This is a genomic window from Sphingomonas gei, assembly GCF_004792685.1.
Taxonomy (GTDB): Bacteria; Pseudomonadota; Alphaproteobacteria; order Sphingomonadales; family Sphingomonadaceae; genus Sphingomonas; species Sphingomonas gei.
Genome location: NZ_SRXT01000009.1, coordinates 126,331 through 145,363 on the forward strand (window position 1 = coordinate 126,331; position 19,033 = coordinate 145,363).

General features: G+C 61.0%; 16 protein-coding genes. 12 read left to right on the forward strand and 4 right to left on the reverse strand.

The annotated features are described in order from the left end of the window. Positions 1–9 precede the first annotated feature (9 nt). The 8 genes from traU (at position 10) to E5A73_RS20190 (ending at position 9,266) form a co-directional block, all read left to right on the forward strand. Positions 10–981: a conjugal transfer pilus assembly protein TraU gene (gene traU, locus E5A73_RS20155; RefSeq protein WP_135965647.1), complete on the forward strand. Its 972-nt coding sequence runs from the start codon at positions 10–12 to the stop codon at positions 979–981. A gap of 11 nt (positions 982–992) precedes the next feature. Next, positions 993–1,736 carry a type-F conjugative transfer system pilin assembly protein TrbC gene (gene trbC, locus E5A73_RS20160; protein WP_135965648.1) on the forward strand — a complete coding sequence of 248 codons (744 nt, stop codon included), beginning with the start codon at positions 993–995 and terminating at the stop codon, positions 1,734–1,736. Continuing rightward, positions 1,733–3,565, forward strand: coding sequence for a conjugal transfer protein TraN (locus tag E5A73_RS20165; RefSeq protein ID WP_135965649.1), 1,833 nt, complete (start codon positions 1,733–1,735; stop codon positions 3,563–3,565). The genes trbC and E5A73_RS20165 overlap by 4 nt, the downstream gene beginning before the upstream one ends. Then, positions 3,546–3,944 carry a hypothetical protein gene (locus E5A73_RS20170; RefSeq protein ID WP_240700302.1) on the forward strand — a complete coding sequence of 133 codons (399 nt, stop codon included), beginning with the start codon at positions 3,546–3,548 and terminating at the stop codon, positions 3,942–3,944. Before E5A73_RS20165 ends, E5A73_RS20170 begins: the two co-directional genes overlap by 20 nt. Continuing rightward, entirely contained in the window at positions 3,925–4,152 is a 228-nt protein-coding gene (locus E5A73_RS20175) for a hypothetical protein (protein ID WP_135965650.1), read from the forward strand. The genes E5A73_RS20170 and E5A73_RS20175 overlap by 20 nt, the downstream gene beginning before the upstream one ends. Beyond that, positions 4,136–4,957, forward strand: a complete 822-nt coding sequence (locus E5A73_RS20180; protein ID WP_135965651.1) for a conjugal transfer protein TraF — start codon at positions 4,136–4,138, stop codon at positions 4,955–4,957. The genes E5A73_RS20175 and E5A73_RS20180 overlap by 17 nt, the downstream gene beginning before the upstream one ends. A gap of 65 nt (positions 4,958–5,022) precedes the next feature. After that, positions 5,023–6,423 (forward strand): conjugal transfer protein TraH, encoded by a 1,401-nt coding sequence (locus E5A73_RS20185; RefSeq protein WP_135965710.1) that lies wholly within the window; start codon positions 5,023–5,025, stop codon positions 6,421–6,423. Between the two features lie 17 nt (positions 6,424–6,440). Beyond that, the gene (locus E5A73_RS20190) at positions 6,441–9,266 is read left to right on the forward strand and encodes a conjugal transfer protein TraG N-terminal domain-containing protein (protein WP_135965652.1); all 2,826 of its coding nucleotides are present in this window, start codon (positions 6,441–6,443) and stop codon (positions 9,264–9,266) included. Positions 9,267–9,271: 5 nt separating this feature from the next. On the opposite strand, the gene E5A73_RS20195 is transcribed toward E5A73_RS20190, so the two are convergent. After that, on the reverse strand, positions 9,272–9,472 hold the full coding sequence (locus tag E5A73_RS20195) for a hypothetical protein (RefSeq protein ID WP_135965653.1): 201 nt from the start codon (positions 9,470–9,472) through the stop codon (positions 9,272–9,274). A gap of 173 nt (positions 9,473–9,645) precedes the next feature. On the opposite strand from E5A73_RS20195, the gene E5A73_RS20200 reads away from it, so the two are divergent. Then, the gene (locus E5A73_RS20200; protein WP_135965654.1) at positions 9,646–10,296 is read left to right on the forward strand and encodes a DUF6088 family protein; all 651 of its coding nucleotides are present in this window, start codon (positions 9,646–9,648) and stop codon (positions 10,294–10,296) included. After that, positions 10,293–11,345, forward strand: coding sequence for a nucleotidyl transferase AbiEii/AbiGii toxin family protein (locus E5A73_RS20205; protein ID WP_135965655.1), 1,053 nt, complete (start codon positions 10,293–10,295; stop codon positions 11,343–11,345). The genes E5A73_RS20200 and E5A73_RS20205 overlap by 4 nt, the downstream gene beginning before the upstream one ends. On the opposite strand, the gene E5A73_RS20210 is transcribed toward E5A73_RS20205, so the two are convergent. Next, a complete protein-coding gene (locus tag E5A73_RS20210; RefSeq protein WP_135965656.1) occupies positions 11,342–12,343 on the reverse strand; it encodes a site-specific integrase in 1,002 nt (333 codons plus the stop codon). The genes E5A73_RS20205 and E5A73_RS20210 overlap by 4 nt on opposite strands. Before the next feature lie 214 nt (positions 12,344–12,557). Between E5A73_RS20210 and E5A73_RS20215 the strand changes: the two genes are divergently transcribed. Together E5A73_RS20215 and E5A73_RS20220 are read left to right on the forward strand one after the other, a co-directional pair. After that, positions 12,558–13,256, forward strand: a complete 699-nt coding sequence (locus E5A73_RS20215) for a MerR family transcriptional regulator (protein ID WP_135965657.1) — start codon at positions 12,558–12,560, stop codon at positions 13,254–13,256. Further along, positions 13,243–13,584 carry a hypothetical protein gene (locus E5A73_RS20220; RefSeq protein ID WP_135965658.1) on the forward strand — a complete coding sequence of 114 codons (342 nt, stop codon included), beginning with the start codon at positions 13,243–13,245 and terminating at the stop codon, positions 13,582–13,584. Before E5A73_RS20215 ends, E5A73_RS20220 begins: the two co-directional genes overlap by 14 nt. Before the next feature lie 75 nt (positions 13,585–13,659). On the opposite strand, the gene E5A73_RS20225 is transcribed toward E5A73_RS20220, so the two are convergent. Both E5A73_RS20225 and E5A73_RS20230 read right to left on the reverse strand, forming a co-directional pair. Further along, on the reverse strand, positions 13,660–16,272 hold the full coding sequence (locus E5A73_RS20225) for an HD domain-containing protein (RefSeq protein ID WP_135965659.1): 2,613 nt from the start codon (positions 16,270–16,272) through the stop codon (positions 13,660–13,662). 71 nt (positions 16,273–16,343) lie between these two features. Then, positions 16,344–18,986: an AAA family ATPase gene (locus E5A73_RS20230; RefSeq protein ID WP_240700303.1), complete on the reverse strand. Its 2,643-nt coding sequence runs from the start codon at positions 18,984–18,986 to the stop codon at positions 16,344–16,346. Positions 18,987–19,033: the final 47 nt, after the last annotated feature.

The window sequence follows — 19,033 nt, forward strand, 5'->3', positions numbered from 1 at the left end:
CTTCTCGCAATGCTCGCGCTCGCCCCACCGGCCGCGGCGGCTGGACCCACCTGCAATGGCAAGTTCGTCAATCCGATCACCGATGTTTGCTGGTCATGCCTCTTTCCGCTTTCGGTTGGCGGGCTGAAGATCTGGCCGAGCGGCCGACCCGACCCCAGCAATCCAGCTTCGCCAATCTGCGCTTGCTCCGATCCGCTCCCGCGCATCGGCATATCGGTGGGCTTTTGGGAGCCGGCGCGCCTGGCCGATGTGACGATGAAGCCGTGGTGCTTCCCCAATCTCGGTGGCATCCGGATCGCGCCGGGGTTCGATATCGGTCAGGGCTATTTAACTGGACCGTCGATGGTCGGGGGGCGCTCGCAAAGCACGGCGAAATGGCACGTCCATTGGTATGTCTATCCGCTGCTCTACTGGATGGAGATCCTGACCGACTTTGCCTGCTTCGAGCAGGCTTCGTTCGACATCGCCTACATGACCGAGGTCGATCCGCTCTGGCAGGATGACTCGCTCGCCGCGCTCATCAACCCAGAGGCGATCGTCTTCGCTAATCCGATCGCGCAGGCGGCCTGCGCGGGCGACTGCATCGCGGGAACCGTTCATCTGCCGCTCGATCCCCTCTTCTGGTGCGCTGGCTGCCAGGGCTCGATGTACCCTCTCAACGGCAACATACCGTCATCGATCGGGCACGTTCAGTCCTCACGGCTCGCGCTCTCTCGCTTTGCCTTCAAGATGCATCGCGAAGCGCTGGCCTGGGGGACGATGGGCTCGGCCGGGCTCTGCAAGAAATATCTCATGCCGATCATGCGGAAGCAGCAATATCGCTTTCAGATGGTCAATCCGATCCCGACCGTGAGTGGGCGTTTTGCCTGCTCGGCGATCGGGGCCTCCACCATGCCGCCCGACGCTGGTCGCGCCTATCCCGCCGGTGGCGAGGACATGGGCTATCTCGTCTGGCGCAAACGCAATTGCTGCGTTCTCTAGAGGGTCCGGCGATGCGCTCTCTCACCATCGGGATCCTCGCAGTGCTTGGAACCGCAAGCGTCTCGGCGCTGCTGGCTCAGACCGTGGACGGCGTGGATGTTCAGGCCGTGAAGAAGCGCTCCGCCGACCTTGCCGCGGAAGCCCAGGCGTTCGTCGACCAAGTGAAGGACCGGGGCACGCAGTTCCGTGAGGAAGCCGCTCAGGTTCGCGACGGCGGCAACGAAAATATGCGGAAAGTCGCCTCAAGCGCCCTACCCAAGGATCCGGCCGGCCCTGTCGATTTCGACGAAATCGTGAAGGGCGCGTCCCAGAACGCCAGCGCAAGGGGCGGGGAGGCGCCGCAGTTCATCGTCTTCGCCAGCCTCTCCATGCCGGATGCGACGCTCAAGCAACTCGTCCGCGATACCTCGAGCGCGGGCGGCGTGGTCGTGTTCAGAGGTTTTCCGAACAACGACGCGAAGGAGTTCGTGGCGCGGCTCGGCAGGGTCGTGGATAAGGGCCAGTTCGCCAGCATAGGCATCGATCCTCGGCTCTTCCGCGCGTTCGATGTCAAGGCCGTACCAACCTACATCACCGTCTCGTCCGACTTCGATCTTTGCGCCGGCTTCTCCTGCCAAACCAAGGTGCCGCCCTATGACCGCATGATCGGCAACGTAACGGTCGAATATGCGCTCTCGACCTTTGCTGACGGCAACGGCCCCGGTGCGCGCGTAGCGGCCGTGGCTCTCTCCAATATGAAGCGCGACCGGCAATGATGGCCCGTCGCCTCATGGGCGGGCTGTGCGCCTTGCTGCTGGCGATCCAGCCAGTCCTCGCGCAGGAGATGACGATCGACCAAGCCCGCGCCGAGGGCAAGGCGATGGCGCAGGAGAAGCGCAACGACTCCTCGCTTGTGCCATCGAGCGACGCTCAGGCGGCGGCGGTCCCGGGCTACACAGGGACGACCCAGCCTCAGTCCACCTATTATGATGATCCGGACAAGCTCGTGAACGACGCGCAAGCGCTCAAGAGCACCAACGAGCAATACACCATCACGACGGATCCCACGCACACGCGCTCGACGTTCAGCAATGCCGAAATTCTCGCGACAACGAACCGAGGCACGACGGTCGAAGGCGATCCCTCAAGCTATCTCGCCGGCGAAGCGTACGGAAGTACCAGCGGAAGTTGCACACCGCTACCGCCGGGGTCGGGAACGAGCGGCTATTACGAAGCGACCTGCAATTTCGGCACCAAGGTGGATACCAGTGCCCCGGTCTGTCGGACACCGCTCGTCGTTGATGCAACACCGGGAACCGACAAGTACATCTACACCTGCGAGAACTGGTCTACCTCCGCGGCGCAAGGCAGCGACAACCGAACACGTCGTTGCTCACCTTCATTTACCGCGCCCGTCGCAAATGGGGTTTGTCGCGAGCGGTCCCGCGAGACGGTCAGGTACGACATCTGCCGGCAGGGCAATCCGCGGTTCTGCACCGAGCCGGATGTCGAGGACGGCGATCTGATCACCTACGAGTGTGATAGCCCGGCGGTGAGCCGGCCCTACACCGTCGAGAATGTCGGCCAGGTGATCAACGAGCATCGCGACGAAACGATGTGCAGCGCAGCGACTGCCGGGCAGACCTGCGAACTCGCCACCGAGACATGCGTCGATCCTGATCCGACCACCCGGACCGTAAACGGCGTTGCCGTGACGCGCGCCTGCTGGAACTGGGAACGCACATATAGCTGCCATCACCTGAGCAACGCCAACGACTGTGGCGATCTAGAGGGCAACCGAAGCTGCACCTTCCTTCGCGATGAATGCCTGGACGACCCGCAAGACGGTCCCTGCAAGGTTAGCCAGAAGGTCTATCAGTGTCCCACGCCGTCCGGCAGCTCGGCCGCGACGCCCCAGTATATCTGCGGGAACGACGTCTACTGCATCAACGGTGACTGCGAGCCGATCGTTCGCGAGGCTTCGACCGAGTTCAGGGATGCGCTGGTCGGGCTTCACGCGCTCGATCAGGCCGGCAAGGAATTCAACGAGGCAGATTTCAAGGTTTTCACGGGGACGCGCGAGACCTGCCACAAGCCGGTGTTCGGCCTGGTCAACTGCTGCGCCGGCAAGGTTTCAGGAGCGGTTCCCGTCGCTGCGGGCGCAGCAGCCCTCGCGGGAGGCCCGGCGGCGATCGCCGCATTCGCCACGCCGTTCCTCGTCCTCTTCGCCTGCAGCCAGGACGAGATGAAGCTCGACATCAAGGACCGGATGGGCCTTTGCCACAACCTGGGAACCTATTGCTCCTCCAGCTTCCTCGGGATCTGCTCAACCAGGCGAACCGCCTATTGCTGCTTTGAGAGCAAGCTCTCCCGAATCCTGCAGGAGCAAGGGCGCCCCCAGCTCGGCAAACCCTGGGGTAGCGCAAAGAAAGAGAAGTGTCAGGGTTTCACGGTAGACGAGTTCGCCAGACTCGACCTGTCAGTGATGGATTTCACCGAGGTCTATTCGGACTTCATGGACGCCGCGAAGCTGCCTGACGAGGTCCAAACCATGTCCGATATCCAGGACAAGATTCAGGCTTATTATGATCTCCACGGCAAATGATCCGCCCACTCCGGCGGCCTCCGTCACCCTCGAATGGGATATGACGGTGCTCGAGCTTGCGGTGTTCCTCGCGGCCTATCGAGCCAAGCGGCCAAGAAGCTTCGACGACGTTCTCGAGACCATAGCCACGTGGTTCGAATGTCCAATCCCACGAAGGGATCTTAGCCGAGCTCTTCTGAAAATGGGCGCCAAAGGTTGGCTCGTCGCGGAAGGTGACAAGCTGATGCCGGCTGAAGCCGGCCGTCGGGCGGCCTGTCCTCACGTGAACGGAATCGTCCGCCTACTCGACCAAGGGACGCGCCTTATCGACGTGGCCCTGATGATGGCCGTCCTCAGATTAACAAGAGAGGAGTTGGAACGTGGCGATCTCCATCGTTGAACTGCCGGCGCTGATCCTGTTGCTGGCGGCATCACCGCCTGCGGCGCCGACGCGGCACGGCTGCCAAACCGCCGCTGCTGGCGACGTCGACTGCTGCATCCATCTCGCCGCATGGGACGGCCCAGCGACACGCCTCCATTATCGTCCCACCTCAGCGCAACCTGCTTCACCCGATGAAAGGAAGCCCAGCGATGTTGAGGTTCGCTAAGCTCTCCTTGCTTGTGGCGGTCGCGTCCTCGATCGGCGCGGCTGCGCCGCTCAGGGCTCAGGACCCCGAACCCAGCCGAGATGTCGTCGACAAGGACGCGCCCGATGACTTCTATTGCGGCGAGCGCAAGCTCGGCCAGTGGTTCTACTGTGCAAAGCCGAAGGCACCGGAGGCAACGCCGAGCGTCGCCCCGGAGCAAAGCGCGGCCGACAGGATCGCGTCGATCAGCAAGCAGCTCGACGAGCTGAAGGCACGCGCGATCCTTGAGCCGACCGAAGCGAATGTCATCGCCTATGTTCGTTTCCAGCGGGAGCAGCTCGATCGCGCGTCCACCTTTTCGGACACCTGGCAGCGCGCGCTCTGGCAGAATCCCGATCTCGATTACACGCTGCAGAGACCGGTCTCGACGGTCGGCAAGCGACTCTGGCTCGACAATCGGAAGGCAGATCGGGACGCGGTCCTGACGAACCTCGGCCAGCGCTACGGCCTGTTCTATTTCTACGCGCAAAGCTGCGGCGCCTGTGAGGTGTTCGCGCCGATCCTGCGCTCGGTCACCGACAGTCATCGCATGAGCGTGATGGCTGTCTCGATGGACGGAGGACCCAACAGGGAATTCCCCAACTACGTTGTCGATTCCGGTCAGCGCGCTCGCATGGGCGTGCCTGGAAACGAGACGCCGGCGCTGGTCCTGTTCGACACCCAGACAAAGCGGACGATCCCGGTCGGATACGGCGTGCTCAGCGCCGATGAGATCATGGATCGCATTTTCATGCTGACCAACACCAAGGTGGGGAGCGACTATTGATGGAGCAGCAAACAGCTCGGGCGCGCCGCCGCCCGTTTCGCGCGAAGGTTGCAGGGTGTCTTGCCATGGTCGCGGCGTCGCATTTCGCCTTCATCGGTGTTGCTCGCGCAGACGTCGCTTCGGAGATGAACGGCTTCTTCAACGACGCGGGTGGTGCTGCGAACGTCACCGGCCCGACGGCCTTTCAGGGACAGTCTGCCGGCTATTACTCGCTTGGCAACGTCTGGACGCGCTTCCCGCAGAAAAGCGTGTCGCCATTCAATCTGCAGCTACCAAGCGCTCGCGCGGGATGCGGCGGCATCGATCTGTTTAGCGGCAGCTTCTCCTTCATCAACGCCTCCGAAATCGTCGCGATGCTCAAGGCGACCGCCAACAATGCGCTGGGCTTCGCCTTCAAACTGGCGATCGATTCCGTGTCACCGGAGATCGGGAAGGTGATGGATGAGTTCAGCCAGAAAGCGCAGCTACTCAATCAGATGAATATCTCGAGCTGCGAAACCGCGCAGGCCCTCGTCGGCGGAATCTGGCCACAGATGGACTCCACGCGGTCCACGATCTGCGAAGCCGTTGGCAACAGTCAGGGCGTGTTCTCCGATTGGGCAGCGTCCCGGCAAGGATGCAACAACGGCAACAAGCGGGACGCCACGATCGCCGGCAATACCGATGCCAATATGAAGGATCAGCTGGTCGGCGAACCGCACAATTACACTTGGGAGGCGCTCAAGAAGTCAGCGAAGTTTGGCGCCTTCGACCAATCGTTCTCCGAATATATCATGACTCTCGTCGGGACGGTCGTCACACAACCCTCCACCGACCCCGCGGTGGGCGGAAAGGTCGTGATGTTCGGCCCCGCGGAAGAAGCCGTGGTGACCGCATTGCTCGACGGCACCGCCGATGCGCCGGCGGTGAAGATGCTCAAGTGCAATGACACGGATTGCTACGACGTCGGCGAGCAGACGCTTACGGTGCCTGCTTCGTCGGCTCTTCGTCCGCGGATCGCCGGCATGATAAAGTCAATGAGCAGCAAGATCCGAACGGACACAGCGCTCGACGCGGCCGAGAAGCAGCTCCTCAACATCGCGACCGTCCCAATTTACAAGATCCTCGCGGTACAGGCTTACGCCCACTACGCGCTGACCGATGGTGAGATCGAGACCCTGTCCGAAATCGTAGCGGTCGACCTGCTCGCGGCTATGCTGGACAATATGCTCGATCGCGTCGAGCAGGCCCAGACGCACTATCAGACGTTCGACCAGGCAACGGCGACCCAGTGGAAACAGCAGATCGCTGCGACCCGTCAAAAATTTGCCCAGCGCGACGTCAAGCTCAACAACAAGCTGCAGGTGACGATGCAGATCATCAACCGCAGCATCATGCTCGAGTCAACGCTGCAGAATTCGATGACGCCGGGAATGTCGTCGGCGCTCAATTTCTCGCGTGGGCTGAATGCACAGGGGCTGATGTAGGGCAGGGAGCCTGGGCGATGGTGGAGGTCTTTACGGTCGGGGGTGGCGAGTATCTCGTCAATACCTTCAACGCCGTCGCTGCCTGGTCGGGGGGCGGTGGCTATCGATCCTTGCTGCGGGTCGTGATGGTGATGGGCTTGATCTACTCTCTGCTCGTCGTCGCTTTCACGCTCAATTTCCGCGCGTGGATGAATTGGTTCCTCCAATCGACACTGATCTATCTGTGTCTGATGGTCCCCACGATCGACGTGAAGGTGACCGACCGGATCAACCCGTCGCTGGCGCCGGCGACTGTCGCGAACGTGCCCCTTGGACTCGGAATATTGGCTAGCTTCACGACCCAGGTCGGCGACTGGCTCACGCGCACGGCCGAGACCGTTTTCGTCATGCCGGGCGAGCTTAACTACAGCACCAACGGCATGGTCTATGGTGCACGGCTGTACGACGCCACGCGCAATTTCGTTATCCGGGACGCTGAGTTTTCGACAAACCTCGAAGAGCATTTCAAGAAGTGCCTGTTCGGCGACGTGATGCTCTATCGGAAATCGCTGACGATCCTCGCGCAATCGAAGGACCTATGGGCGGACATCGGTCCTGGGTCCGAAGCGCGCTCGCAGGAATGGCTGGAGCGGCAGGGCGATGGCACGGTTTCGAGCGCTATCGTGACCTGCAGGCAAGCCTACGACCTGCTGAGCGCCAGATGGGGGCCAATGATCGAAGCAAACACGCCGCTCTGGGGGAAGGAACTCTACCCCAAGCTGAGCAACACCCTCGCAGCCGACAAACTCAAGCATGACCTGCCGATCGCAAATCAGGCGTTCACAGGTTCGTCTAGCGACTATGCGGAATCGGTACGCCAGAACACGGCAATCAATGCCTTTATGCAGGCTCGCAACAGCATGGCGGGCGGCACGGGCGCAGCGACGATCGACACCTTTGCCCAGACTAGGGCGGACATACAGGCGCGAAACACCTACGATTCGATCGCGCAGCAGGCGATGGCGTGGGTGCCGATCCTCAATATCGTGCTGACCGTCGTCTTCTTCGCGATGTTCCCGGTGATCTTCCCCTTGTTCCTGATGCCACAGACCGGTCTCGGCACGCTCAAGGGCTATGCGATGGGGTTCTTCTATCTCGCCGCGTGGGGACCGCTGTATGTCATTCTTCACATGATCTGCATGACGCGCGCCGAAGCTGCGGCGACCGGCGTGGCCGGTGGCGGTGTGACGCTTGGCACCTACGCGGGGATCGCGGCGGTGAATGGCGAGACAGCGACGATTGCGGGTTTTATGCTGATGAGCATTCCGTTTCTGGCGGCCGGTCTGGCTCGCGGCGCGATGTCGATCGCCGGCCAGGCGACCTCTATGCTGGCGCCGGCACAGAACGCGGCCGAGGCCGCCGCGCTGGAGCAGACCACTGGCAATTACTCTTACGGCAACGTGAGCTGGGCCAATGCGACTTCCAACATGCGGCAGAGTAACCAATGGACGAATGCCGCAAGCTATATGGATGGCGCTCCGAGCATTGGCTGGCGACAGGATAATGGCGCCCTCGTCTCTGGCTTCGGGAATGGCCAGGATGTGATCGACATGGGCGGCGCTATCTCGCGTCTCGGTTTCACGCCGACGATGAACACGGGCACCGTTTCGGAATGGCGCGAGATGGCGAGCGAGGCACATCGCCAAGCACAGTCGTTTGAAAATACAGCGCAGGAGATTCTCACCAGCACGCACACGAACCGTAGCGCCTTTGGAACATCGAGCGAGCACACCTCCGGCTTCGATTCCAGCAGCGGTACGGCCGCCAACACATCGATTGAACAGAGCGATCGGCGGTCATCATCGAGCAGCCAAGGCATTGATGATCGCTCGTCGACCGGGCAGAGCTTGAGCGTAACAAACGGGCACGATCGGTCGGCGCAAACCCTAGACACCGTGACTGGCGGAGTTTCGGCCGGCCTTGGTGGGGGCGGATCCGGGGGTGGCGGTCGAGCCGGCGCTCCCGGTACTGTCGCAAGGCTACTCGGCCGGCTCCCCGGAGTCAGTGGGAGCGTGCAGAAAAGTGGGCAGCAGCAGGACTCACTCCGGCACGGAACCTCGGACAGTCGTTCGAGCGATAGCTCCAACACGCAGTCGAGCAGCATCCGGGACGAGCACGGCGTGTCCTCGTCCGCTTCGACATCGGATGGCACATACGCGCGCTCTGGCGAATTCAGCCGGGCTTCGACGTCCTCGTCATCCTCTCAAGGCATCGAGGACTCTCTGGCCCGCGCGAAGTCCTACTCTGAGGCGGCACGTAAGATGGAGGAGTTGTCGCAATCGCTGTCCAGGGATGCCAGCTATGCGGAGACGCACGGTATGCAGCTCAGCGAAAACATGAGCCAGGATCTCTCGCAATGGTATCGGGCGCAGCAAGCTCTGCATCCGAACATGGATGTGCCAGAGCTCTGGTCGACTGTGCTGTCAGATCATCAGCGGGAGGTGCGCGCAGCGATGATTTCGCAGTGGGCGCAGGCGAAGCGCGACGACATCCGCCGGGAGATCAGCGCGGACCTTCGGGAGCCCGAGCTAGTCGATCTCAGTCGCACCAGCGTTGGAGGAGAAAGTGATGTGCGAGCGGCATATCGGCCTCGCGGCGTCGATGCCGTTCATGGTAACCGAGGAAGGGGCGACCCAGGGGCGGCTGCAGCAATCATTGCCGGCGGAAGAGTGGCGATCAGCGAGGATAAGGCGGTCGCTGAAGCCGGAAGAGCAAGCCGCATTCAGGGCTCGGTCGACGTCCAGCAAGAGGTCGGCGAGTCCCATAACAAGGGCTTCTTCCTGGATCCGAAGTTGCGGGAATAACCTGATCAGGTAAGCAGGAAATAGGCGACCGCCCCGAACGCTATCGCATAGGCGATCGCGTAGCCTATCAAGCCAGCGCGTGTGGGACGTCCAGCGGCGTCGGTCGAAAGTTCGATTGGAGCCGGTTCATCGTCGACATACTGAAGAACCGGTCCGCCAGGATTGTCCTGCGTGAAAGCGTACATGGTGTGATCAAGCTTGCTCATGCTGATCTCCGAGCTGCTTTTGGTTATCCGATTTTGGCGCTGGGCTCAAGTGAGCTGAAGCTCTTGAAAGGCGCGTTTTACAGCCGGCTCCCTGTCAGCTTGTCCGAAATGTGCCTACACGCTTCGGACATAACGCCTTGTCATTGTCCGAAATATGAGTACACGCTTCGGACATGACCTACGCCTCTGATCTAAAGTCAGCGATTCTGACGCGCATCAAGGATGGGGGCGCTCGGTCGGTCTGGACGCCAAGCGACTTCCTCGACTTGGGCAACCGCGACGCTGTCGACAAGACGCTCCAGCGCCTCGTCGGCTCAGACCAGCTGCGACGCATCGATCGCGGCCTGTACGATCAGCCGACCGTCAATCAACTGACAGGGCAGCTTAACGCGCCCGATCCCCGAGGCGTTATCGACGCAATCGCACGCCGCGATCAGATCAGGGTGCTGGTCGACGGTCTCACTGCCGCCAACGATCTCGGTCTGACGAATGCCGTACCCGCCAAGATCGTCGTGCATGCCGACGCGCGTCTGAAATCGATCCGGCTGGGAAAGCTCGAGATCACGTTTAAGCCGACGGCGGCGAGCAAATTATATTGGGCGGGGCGCCCGGCGATGCGGTTGATTCAGGCATTGCACTGGCTGCGGGATACCGACACCGCAGACACCCGTGACGATCTCGTCGACAAGCTCGATGATCTGGTCAACCATGGGCCTCAGGCCCAAGCGATCCGGCGCGACCTGATCGACGGCCTGTCGACGCTGCCCTCCTGGATGCAGGACCTGCTCCGGCCCCTGTTGATGCCCGAGGCTAGCAACGCATGAACCCGGCTTATGACGAGATCCTAAGAGCTGACGACGAGACCCGCGCAGGTCTGTTCAACACCACCGCCCAGCGGATCGGCACAACAGCACAGAACGTCGAGAAGGACTTCTGGGTCTGCTGGACACTTGACGCCCTATTCAACGGCCTCCCGGATGGGCCGCGCCTGCTCTTCAAGGGCGGCACGTCACTTTCCAAGGGCTTCGGGCTGATCCAGCGTTTTTCCGAAGACATCGACGTCACCGTCTTCCGCGATGATCTTGGAGAGGCACACAGCGTTGACGACTTGCAGAAGCTGAGCGGGAAGAAGCGGGAAAAGGCGCTCGATGCCATCCGCCAAGCCTGCGAAGCCTATATCGGCGGGCCGCTGTTCGACAATCTGGCCAGATTGGCGGCCGCGGCGGCGGAACGGGCAGGGATCGCGGCGGAGCGACTCGTCATCCGACGCGACAAGGACCTGCAGACCTTGCTCGTCCAATATCCGTCGGCGACGCCAGCGGACGGATATGTCGACAAGCTGGTGCGGATCGAGTCGGGCGCCAAGTCGGCGCTCGACCCCAATTCCCAGCGTACCGTGCAGCCTTATCTCAGCGAGGATGTGCCTCAGTTCGATCTGATCGTGCCGAATGTCACCATCGTCGACGCCGAACGAACGTTCTGGGACAAGGTCGTGATCCTGCACGGCCTCCGCCGCTGGTTCGACAGCAAGGGCTCGCTGCGTCAGGACGGTCACCGCGTCTCGCGCCATTATTACGATATGGATCAGTTGCTTGGATCCGACGTCGGCTCACGTGCCACTGAGGATATGGCGCTAGGCGCCGACTGCGTCGCGCATGCTCATGTCTTTTTCAATCGGCCAGCGTTCGACTTGGCGAGCGCGCATCCACCGACCTTCGCACTTACGCCCGAAGGCGACATGTATGATGCACTCGCTCGCGACTACAGTGCCATGCAGGGCATGATCTTCGGCTCAGCCCCGCCCTTCGCGGCGGTGATCGAAAACGTCGCCAGCTTGGAAGCAAGGCTCAACGCGCTGAGCGAGGAGGTCTAGAGGAACTGCTCGCCGGCGTGATCATCGAAAATCGACGCATCGCGAACATAGTCCGCGACCGTGTCGAGGGACTTGTGCCGCGAGTGATCCTTCATCTTGAACAGGTTCGCCCGCTTCGCGGCTGCCTCCGTCAAAAAACCAGCCCGAAGCGAGTGGCCGGAATATGTCGACGGATCGAGCCCCGCCGCGGCTGCCGACGCCTTGACCAGGCGCGCGACCGTCTTGTCGGTGATCGGATTGGCAGTAACCCCGTCCGAGCGCGTCAGGCGCCGGAATACCGGCCCCTTGCGCGGTTCCCCGGTGACAGGATCCGGCGCGTTCAACCCGGCCGCCTCCAACCAGGTGCGCAGCGATGCGACCGGCCGAATGAACCTGCCCTCGGGAATGGCGATGACCTGGCCCAGCGCTTCTTGGTCGCGCTTCGACCGCGGAATCGTGATACGCAGGCCGGAGGGCACGAACTGCAGTGCGTTGAGCTGCATGTCGGCTATCTCCGAGCGCCGGAAAGCGCCCGCCATTCCCAACGCCAGGATCGCCCGATCCCGCGTTGCCCTGATCCCCGTGCCCTCGATCGTTGCGATCATAGCCTTGAGCACGTCTGCTTCCGCCGGTGCTTTTTGCTCCTTCTTCCGCGCATATTTCCGGCGAACGCCGCCCATCATCTGGGCGATGATGCCCGCGCTGTCTCGCGCGCTCGGGGAGGCAAGGCCAGCTTCGCGGTGATGATGGTTGATCGCAGCGATGCGGCGGCCGATCGTCACCGGAGCAATGCCCGCCTCCGCTTCGACATGGGCGAACAGCGCGACCATGTCGGGGTGCGCGGGCAGTGCCTCGACGTTGCGTGCTTCGCAGAAGTCGCAAAAGCGATCCCAATCGCCGGCGTAGGCCTTTTGGGTCGATCTTGCCTTGGACGCTGCCAAGGTGTGGCGCGCGCCCTCGATCTCGGCGAGCAAGTCACTGGGCAGATCGGTCGAGATCGGGAGTAGGTCGCGGCTCATATGGTCTCGTGCTGATGGTCGGGCGACGATAACCGGGGCCCCTCTCAATGCCAAATCTTATGTCCGAGAATCCCATTTATCGGACATACGTGCGATCGGGAAGTCAGCAGGAACCTTACCCCCGGGATCAGCCTATCGTTCTTCCAAGGGCGGGGTCCAATGACCAAATAAAGTGGCATTGCTATCTTAAAGTATCGCTGCTACTTTAGTCGTCATGGCCCGTCCCCTGACAGAGCAGCATTTTACGCAAGGTGACGTCCTTGGGATCACACGCCTCAAGAAGGAGCTGCTTCAGACTTGGATGAATCGGGGTGTGATCGCCTTGGGTGAGCAGAATCCCGGCAGCGGCCGCCGTCGGCTGTACTCGGCGCTCGACATCGTGAAGCTCGGGCTGCTTCGGCGCGTCGCCGATCTCGGACTGGAGCTCGGGCTCGGACGAGAGCTGGCCGACGAAGCGGAGCGGCTGTTGCTCAGCGGCAGCGGCCTCGAGTGGGAATATCATTTGTCGATCCGCAAGAAGGAAGCGACGCATGAGGAGATCAGGGTCACGCTCATCGGGCCGTCGGATATGTCGCCACTTACCCTCAAATATGGCGGGACGGTGGGCGACGCCCGGCACCTGCCGGTATCGCATTTCACCGAGCCGTTCGAGGGAACGGGCTTCCTTAATCGCAGAGTTCGCAAGTGGGGCGAGGAAGAGCGACCGATCGATCCAGAGCGGCGCATAGCGCTCGCGAGGGCCGGCTTCTATGCAGAGCCGGCGCTGATCTTCCCGTTCGGGGAGGTGGTGAACGGAACTCTCCTTCAGATCGCGGCGAAGTGCGAGGCCACTCTTCCCGGGCTTGCCGATGCCTTGACGCAGATCGCCGTCGGCAGGCGGCGGATGGCGGTGGTGACCGATGCTGGAGACTGAGAGAGCGCGCGAACAACTCCGGCAGGAACGTGAGGCATTCGAGCAGATGCGCCGCGAGGTGGCACGCTGGTCGCTCCTGCGATTGTGCATGGGTTATGGCGGTTTGGGGCTCATGACGGGGATCGCGGCAATCGCGGGCATAGTGGTCCTGCATCCCAATGAGTATGGCCCGGTACCGGTCGGTGCGGCTGCAACCGCCCTGCTCATCGATATGGTGAGCCTTGCGGCGAGCATCTCGCGCCTCGTGCTCTCGCGCAGTAGCATGATGGTGCTTGAACCGCTTACCCAGAGTGCGGCGCATGGCCGCCGGAGCGGGCGCTCTCAATGACCGGTGGACATGATGCGTTACGCCGTCTTCGAGTTCGTGAAAAGCGCCCTATCGTCTTTAACCCTGACGCTATTCTCAGTAATCTATGTCTTCAAATTGATCCGCACCAGCGCCTGAATACACCCGTAATTCTCGACGAATTTCTTCAGCGTTGACCTTGCCGATCACGCCGAGCTCTGTCGTGTAATCAACATTATCTCCCCAGACGTCCGATATCAACGATCTGACTAGGGTAGCGACGTTGGAATCTGCCCAGTCTTCGGGACGGCTCCCTGTTTTCGGCCAAGTACCGGAGCTGCCCTTGAGAACGGCGCCCTCGAATTTTAGCGTGTAAGCCACGTCATCCGCCTGTCTAAAGTCCTGTCTGAACTCCTTAGGATGAATATCATCGGCCTCCTCATCGTAGCTGAATTCTCCGTCGAAACTTATCAATAGTCGCCGCGTTGATCGCAACCGTTCGATGAATTCCGCCTTCGAGAGCCAGTCAGCGCCCCACTTAATAATCTTCAGAGAACCAGTATCTCCGCCGCATTCAAGGACGATCTCTGCGGTTTTCGCTTGTCGCTCTTCATCGAGAACCTGTTCAGCAATAATCGTTGCCTGCTCCGTCGCCCATGCCGCCAGCGCCACGGTATCGGCCAAAGGCGTCGCGACATCCCGAGACGCCGTATCGGCTTCACCCAAGAGGATGCCCTGAACATTTCGAAGCTGGTTTGCACGGAGACCAGCGACCGTCACCCAGCCGCCGTCCGCTTGCCAAGCGTAACGGTCCGGCGAAATAAAGGCGCGTCCTACGATTTGATTTTTTGAGTCTGTGAGAGGGCGAATGAACGTTCGATCGCTTTCCTTTTCATCTGACAACGTCTTTTGAGGATTGAGACGACCGACGATCGCATTCTGCGACATCTGGATCCAATCCCCCGGCCTGGCGATCGGGTTTGGAAGGTCTGTCGTCCGAACGGCGATTTCGACATTCAACGCCGGCGCAACTGCGGCAACCAACCGTTCGATTGAGAGCTTGCCGCCGTAAATGCCGGGATAGAGCAGACCGCCACGTTTTGTTGGGTCCTTCTTGAGTTTGACCTCGACACGTGTGCCGCCATCAATAGGGAGCTGTTTGGGATTAGCAGGCGCTAGGATGGGGCGCATGCTAGTGCCTCCATTGAACTCGAGAAGGCGCCCTGTTTCTTTGCCTCGGTCAGCCCGACGAGAGAAAACCTTCACCTCCGAGCCGAGCATGAAGACCGAGAAAAATCCGATGCCAAAGCGGCCAATCGCTTGCATTCCGGCCGCCATCAGGCCTGGAAATTCCTCGAGCGCCAGCGGTGACCGCCAGAACGACGTGCCGAAATCAAGCAATGGTCCAGTGAGGACCATCTCGGACATGCCGATGCCATTATCCTCGACGATCAGCCAGGGTGAGCCATCGCGGTTCTCAATTGCGACGGTGATTGACCCCCACGTCACCGGACGGTCTTCGATCCGACGACGAGCCTGGACCGCATCGGCGCCATTCTGGATCAGTTCCCGCAACGCGACAGTCGGATCGTCGCCATAGAGTTTGGATCCGCCGAGGTTCTCGACGATCCGGGGAACGTCCGAAACTTGCAGTCTCGCATCTACGGGGCGCCATCCTTGGGTCTCCACGGTGCGTGCCAGCATCTCCGGAGAGCCTGCGCCCTTGACCCGACGCGCCTTCAGCACTTCGCGCCCTCGATTGCGAAGGAGAAGGTCAACATCGTGCAACTCACGGTCTACCGAATTCAGTGTGTCGTACGCGAGCCACCAAGCTTCAGCATCCTCGTGGCAGAACGCTTTGCCGGCGGTAAAGACGACGGCATCGAGTTCCACATGCGGTTTCGCCAGTCGCTCTTGGAAGGCCCAATGAATGTCAGAGATGCCCATTGGGCGCGTGAGAACTCGAGCAAATCTGGGGGCACGGCGGCTATCGAGGTGGATGGCGTCCGCAATCCTCAAAAGGCAGGCCAGCTTAACCTTGTCCACCAACTTGCTCGTGCGTTGTGCCATTGCGCCGAGATCCTGCGAAAGCTCATCCTCGACCTTCTGCACCGACCACCAATGGCTGTGCGCGATACGGCCGATGGTTTGCGCGTAAAAATGTCGGAGTTCTGGATCGTCTATAAGGTAGATTTGCTGGCCGTCCTTCGTCAGCCAAGCTTGACCTGCCAACACTTCGGCATGCTCGGCGTGCAAGCGCCTTAAAACGTCTGGCACTATCTGCCCGATTAACGCCTGACTGAGATGATCTGGATCGATAGCTTCGCCGCCCGATTCCTCGGCAGCGAGCGAGAGACGCGCTACCGAATCTTGCCATGCGATAGTCTGCTTAAGATCATCTACTCCACCAGGATAGGCAGCAAGGCTCATCGCTGAATCATGTAGCAATATACTCGCGCCGAGAACGAACGCCTCTGGCGGGTTCACCGTCACGTTGCCGTCAGCGACGAGAGACGCTGTCTCCCAGAGCGCATCAAGATGGCTGACGTCGTGTACCGTCATTCCGGGCATATCGACAGCAATTCGATTGACGAGTTGCTCGACCTTGCTGCGCATCGCCAAGAATTGCCCACGGAAGTATTCCTGCTCCTCCGTGCTGCTATCGGTTCTCGGATTCACAAAGGCTTGGTTCCAGAGCCACGTCCGTCGAAAGTCTAGACCATCAGGCATCCGTTACGCTCCTAGAGTTCCCTGCGGTTCTGACGGATGCCCAAACTGGGCGTTCTCGTCGCCTGATTCTCTCATTTCTTAGGCTTCATCTGAGGACGAGCAGCTTCCGCCAAATCTTTTGCGGCCTTGAAATCGGCGATCAGTTGCTCAAGCTCGGCGATGTGCGCTTGAAACTCCTCCGGCCTGGGTACCGGCACGGTATCTGATGCCGGGTTGTCATGGCTGTGGGTGTTGGCGCGGGACATGCCCTCGTGAAACCGGACCGCGAGAGTATCGGGCAAGGTGACATAGCGCAGCATCTGGGTTTGGACGACATCCGTACCACGGCGCACGATATCGCAAAAGATCACCTCCTCGACCACCCGCTCGTACGTGTCGCGCAAGCGACCATAGAGGCCTTTGATCGCGTACTCATAGTCGGCCGGGCTCGTTGCGTGGAGTTTGGGCATCGGTGCGAAACGGTTTTTGATGTTGCTGATGCGCTTGGCGACGTTGAGTCCCTTCCAGCCCATTCCGGCCGGATCGACCTTTCCGGCCGCGTCGAGGTCGCTGAACAGGACAACGGTCACAGGATCTATTCCGACTTCATCGGCAGCGCGGCAGAGTTCGTTGAAAAACACCATGTCGTGCGTGAACACGACCACCTGTCGTTTGCCTGCTTCCTCCGCGATGCGGTCAGCGACCTTGGCGCTGCGCTCCCGATCGAGGGAAGAGACCGGATCGTCAACGATGATCGGACCCGAACCATCGGTCAAAGCGACCTCGGTCAGGAAGCCGGCGAGCGCGAGCGCCCGCTGCTCCCCTTCGCTCAAAATCTGCGAAGTGATCTTTGTCAGCGTTGTCTGCGGGTTCACCTCGAACTCAGCCTTGGTTTGCCCGCTTTTCCGCGCCAGGCCGATCTTCAGATGCTTGATCTCGAAGCGCTCGCGCTCGGCATCGAACTGCGAGACCACAGCCGAGGTTAGATGGATGTCGAGCAACTCGTTTGCCCGCTTGGTGATGCCGGTCGTTGCGACCAGCGCCAGCGCCTTTGTGTAGGCAGCGTCGGTCACCATCAGGTCGCGGCGCGTGATCAGTTTCGCGGCGTTGGCGTTCAAAATCTTGCGATCTTCGAGTTCGGCCTTTTCGGACTCGAGCTTGAGCCGCTGTTCCGCGTCGCTGGCCTTGATCAGTTCGGCCTTTTCATCAGCAAGCTTGGTAGCCAACGCCTTCACCGCCTCGGTGGCGGACGCCATGGCAGGCATGTCGTTTTCGGCACCTCCCACTAGCCGGGCTTTTGCTTCGGCATGACGAGCGATCACCGATGCCTGAAAAGTCGTCAGGGCGTCTGCCAGTCCGGTGTCGCGCGAGCGGATTTGTTCGACGCGCTCTGCGAAGTCTGCAGCGGTAAGCTGCTTGAATGCCGGGAGTGCCGAGATGGCGTCGACGACGGCCTGCTCGGCCGTGGTCGCTGCCGTGTCGAGCGTGTCGTCCATATAGGCCTGGAAGCGCTGCATCCTTGCTGCGCCATCGGGCAGTAGGGGTTGCTGGCACAGCACGCAGTCCGCGCCAGCCGCATCGGCCGGCAGAACAGGAAACGCCCTTTCCGGATAAGCTTCGGTGACGGAATAATCCCGCGCTGCGCGCCACAGTTTGCGCCAGCTCTCGCTGCTCACGCCCGCCAATGGTTCGTCGTCGAACAGCGCGCCGGCGGCGAGCTTCGCCGCTTCACGTGCAGATACGGCGGTGCTTTTGAGAGCTGCGGCCGCCGCCAAGGCTTCGTCGCTCAGCCCTGTCTCAGCCGTCGCGCACTCAATCGCGAGCGTGTCGACCCAGGACACAAGGTTGGTCATGTCGGCGGCAGCGGTCGATCCGGCCGACAGAATGCCGGTCACCTCGGTGAGCCGGGCGTCGTCGACTTCGCTGAAGGCGGATGCCTTTGCAATCGCCGCGTCGGTGGTTGCTTTAGTAACCGTACGATTGAACTTCTGCGCGGCGGTTTCGCGTATCGTCAGGAACGTGACCGTCGCCAAAGAAATCTTGGTGCCGACCGCGGTTTTTTGTTCCGCCTCAAGGGCGGCCTTGAAGGACAGGCAAACCCCGTTCAACCGGTGAGGAAGTGCTAGACCGAACGGCAGGTATCGTATCTTGTTGCCGCCATCGACGTAGAGCTGGGCGGACGCAGTATCGAAGACCGCGACCTGACCGAGCTGAGGCGCCGCGGCCATCCCCGGCGACCAGGCGATTGGAACGTCGCCGGCGCCGGCGTCGATCATGATGTCGGCGGACAATGCGCCCTTGCCATCGCCATACACATCCGCGAGCACCTTAAGCGTCGCGGCGCTCTCGATGCGGGTTCGGCATGCAGTCCGCAGAATCCGAACGAAGCCGCTCTTGCCGCTACCATTGCGACCATAAACGATGGTCAGCGCCTTCGGGCAAAAATCGAGTGATGCGTTTGCGACAAGGCGATTGACACCGGCAATGTTGGCTATGCCCTTCAAGACGATAGGGATATGACTGCCGCCGCTGAAATGTGCTTTGGTGAACGGATCCGCGGTCGGCGGCGTTTCGGCAAGTGTGAATCCTGCCGCGTGCTTGATCATGCCAAGCAATTCGGCCTCATCGCTTTCGCTTAGATCATTGGCGATTGCGAGGCGGCGAAGGCAGTCCTGCCGCCACGGCACCTGTGTGTTTGACCAAGCCACGACATCGTCAATCGGTTCACTGGCCATCATTCCCCCCCGGGTATTTTACATGATGGCAGGCGCGGTTGATCCGT

Coding starts and splice junctions, on each gene's coding strand:
- traU (WP_135965647.1), top strand. CDS start 10: ATGCTCGCGCTCGCCCCACCGGCCGCGGCGGCTGGACCCACCTGCAAT.
- trbC (WP_135965648.1), top strand. CDS start 993: ATGCGCTCTCTCACCATCGGGATCCTCGCAGTGCTTGGAACCGCAAGC.
- E5A73_RS20165 (WP_135965649.1), top strand. CDS start 1,733: ATGATGGCCCGTCGCCTCATGGGCGGGCTGTGCGCCTTGCTGCTGGCG.
- E5A73_RS20170 (WP_240700302.1), top strand. CDS start 3,546: ATGATCTCCACGGCAAATGATCCGCCCACTCCGGCGGCCTCCGTCACC.
- E5A73_RS20180 (WP_135965651.1), top strand. CDS start 4,136: ATGTTGAGGTTCGCTAAGCTCTCCTTGCTTGTGGCGGTCGCGTCCTCG.
- E5A73_RS20185 (WP_135965710.1), top strand. CDS start 5,023: ATGGTCGCGGCGTCGCATTTCGCCTTCATCGGTGTTGCTCGCGCAGAC.
- E5A73_RS20190 (WP_135965652.1), top strand. CDS start 6,441: ATGGTGGAGGTCTTTACGGTCGGGGGTGGCGAGTATCTCGTCAATACC.
- E5A73_RS20195 (WP_135965653.1), bottom strand. CDS start 9,472: ATGAGCAAGCTTGATCACACCATGTACGCTTTCACGCAGGACAATCCT.
- E5A73_RS20200 (WP_135965654.1), top strand. CDS start 9,646: ATGACCTACGCCTCTGATCTAAAGTCAGCGATTCTGACGCGCATCAAG.
- E5A73_RS20205 (WP_135965655.1), top strand. CDS start 10,293: ATGAACCCGGCTTATGACGAGATCCTAAGAGCTGACGACGAGACCCGC.
- E5A73_RS20210 (WP_135965656.1), bottom strand. CDS start 12,343: ATGAGCCGCGACCTACTCCCGATCTCGACCGATCTGCCCAGTGACTTG.
- E5A73_RS20215 (WP_135965657.1), top strand. CDS start 12,558: ATGGCCCGTCCCCTGACAGAGCAGCATTTTACGCAAGGTGACGTCCTT.
- E5A73_RS20220 (WP_135965658.1), top strand. CDS start 13,243: ATGCTGGAGACTGAGAGAGCGCGCGAACAACTCCGGCAGGAACGTGAG.
- E5A73_RS20225 (WP_135965659.1), bottom strand. CDS start 16,272: ATGCCTGATGGTCTAGACTTTCGACGGACGTGGCTCTGGAACCAAGCC.
- E5A73_RS20230 (WP_240700303.1), bottom strand. CDS start 18,986: ATGGCCAGTGAACCGATTGACGATGTCGTGGCTTGGTCAAACACACAG.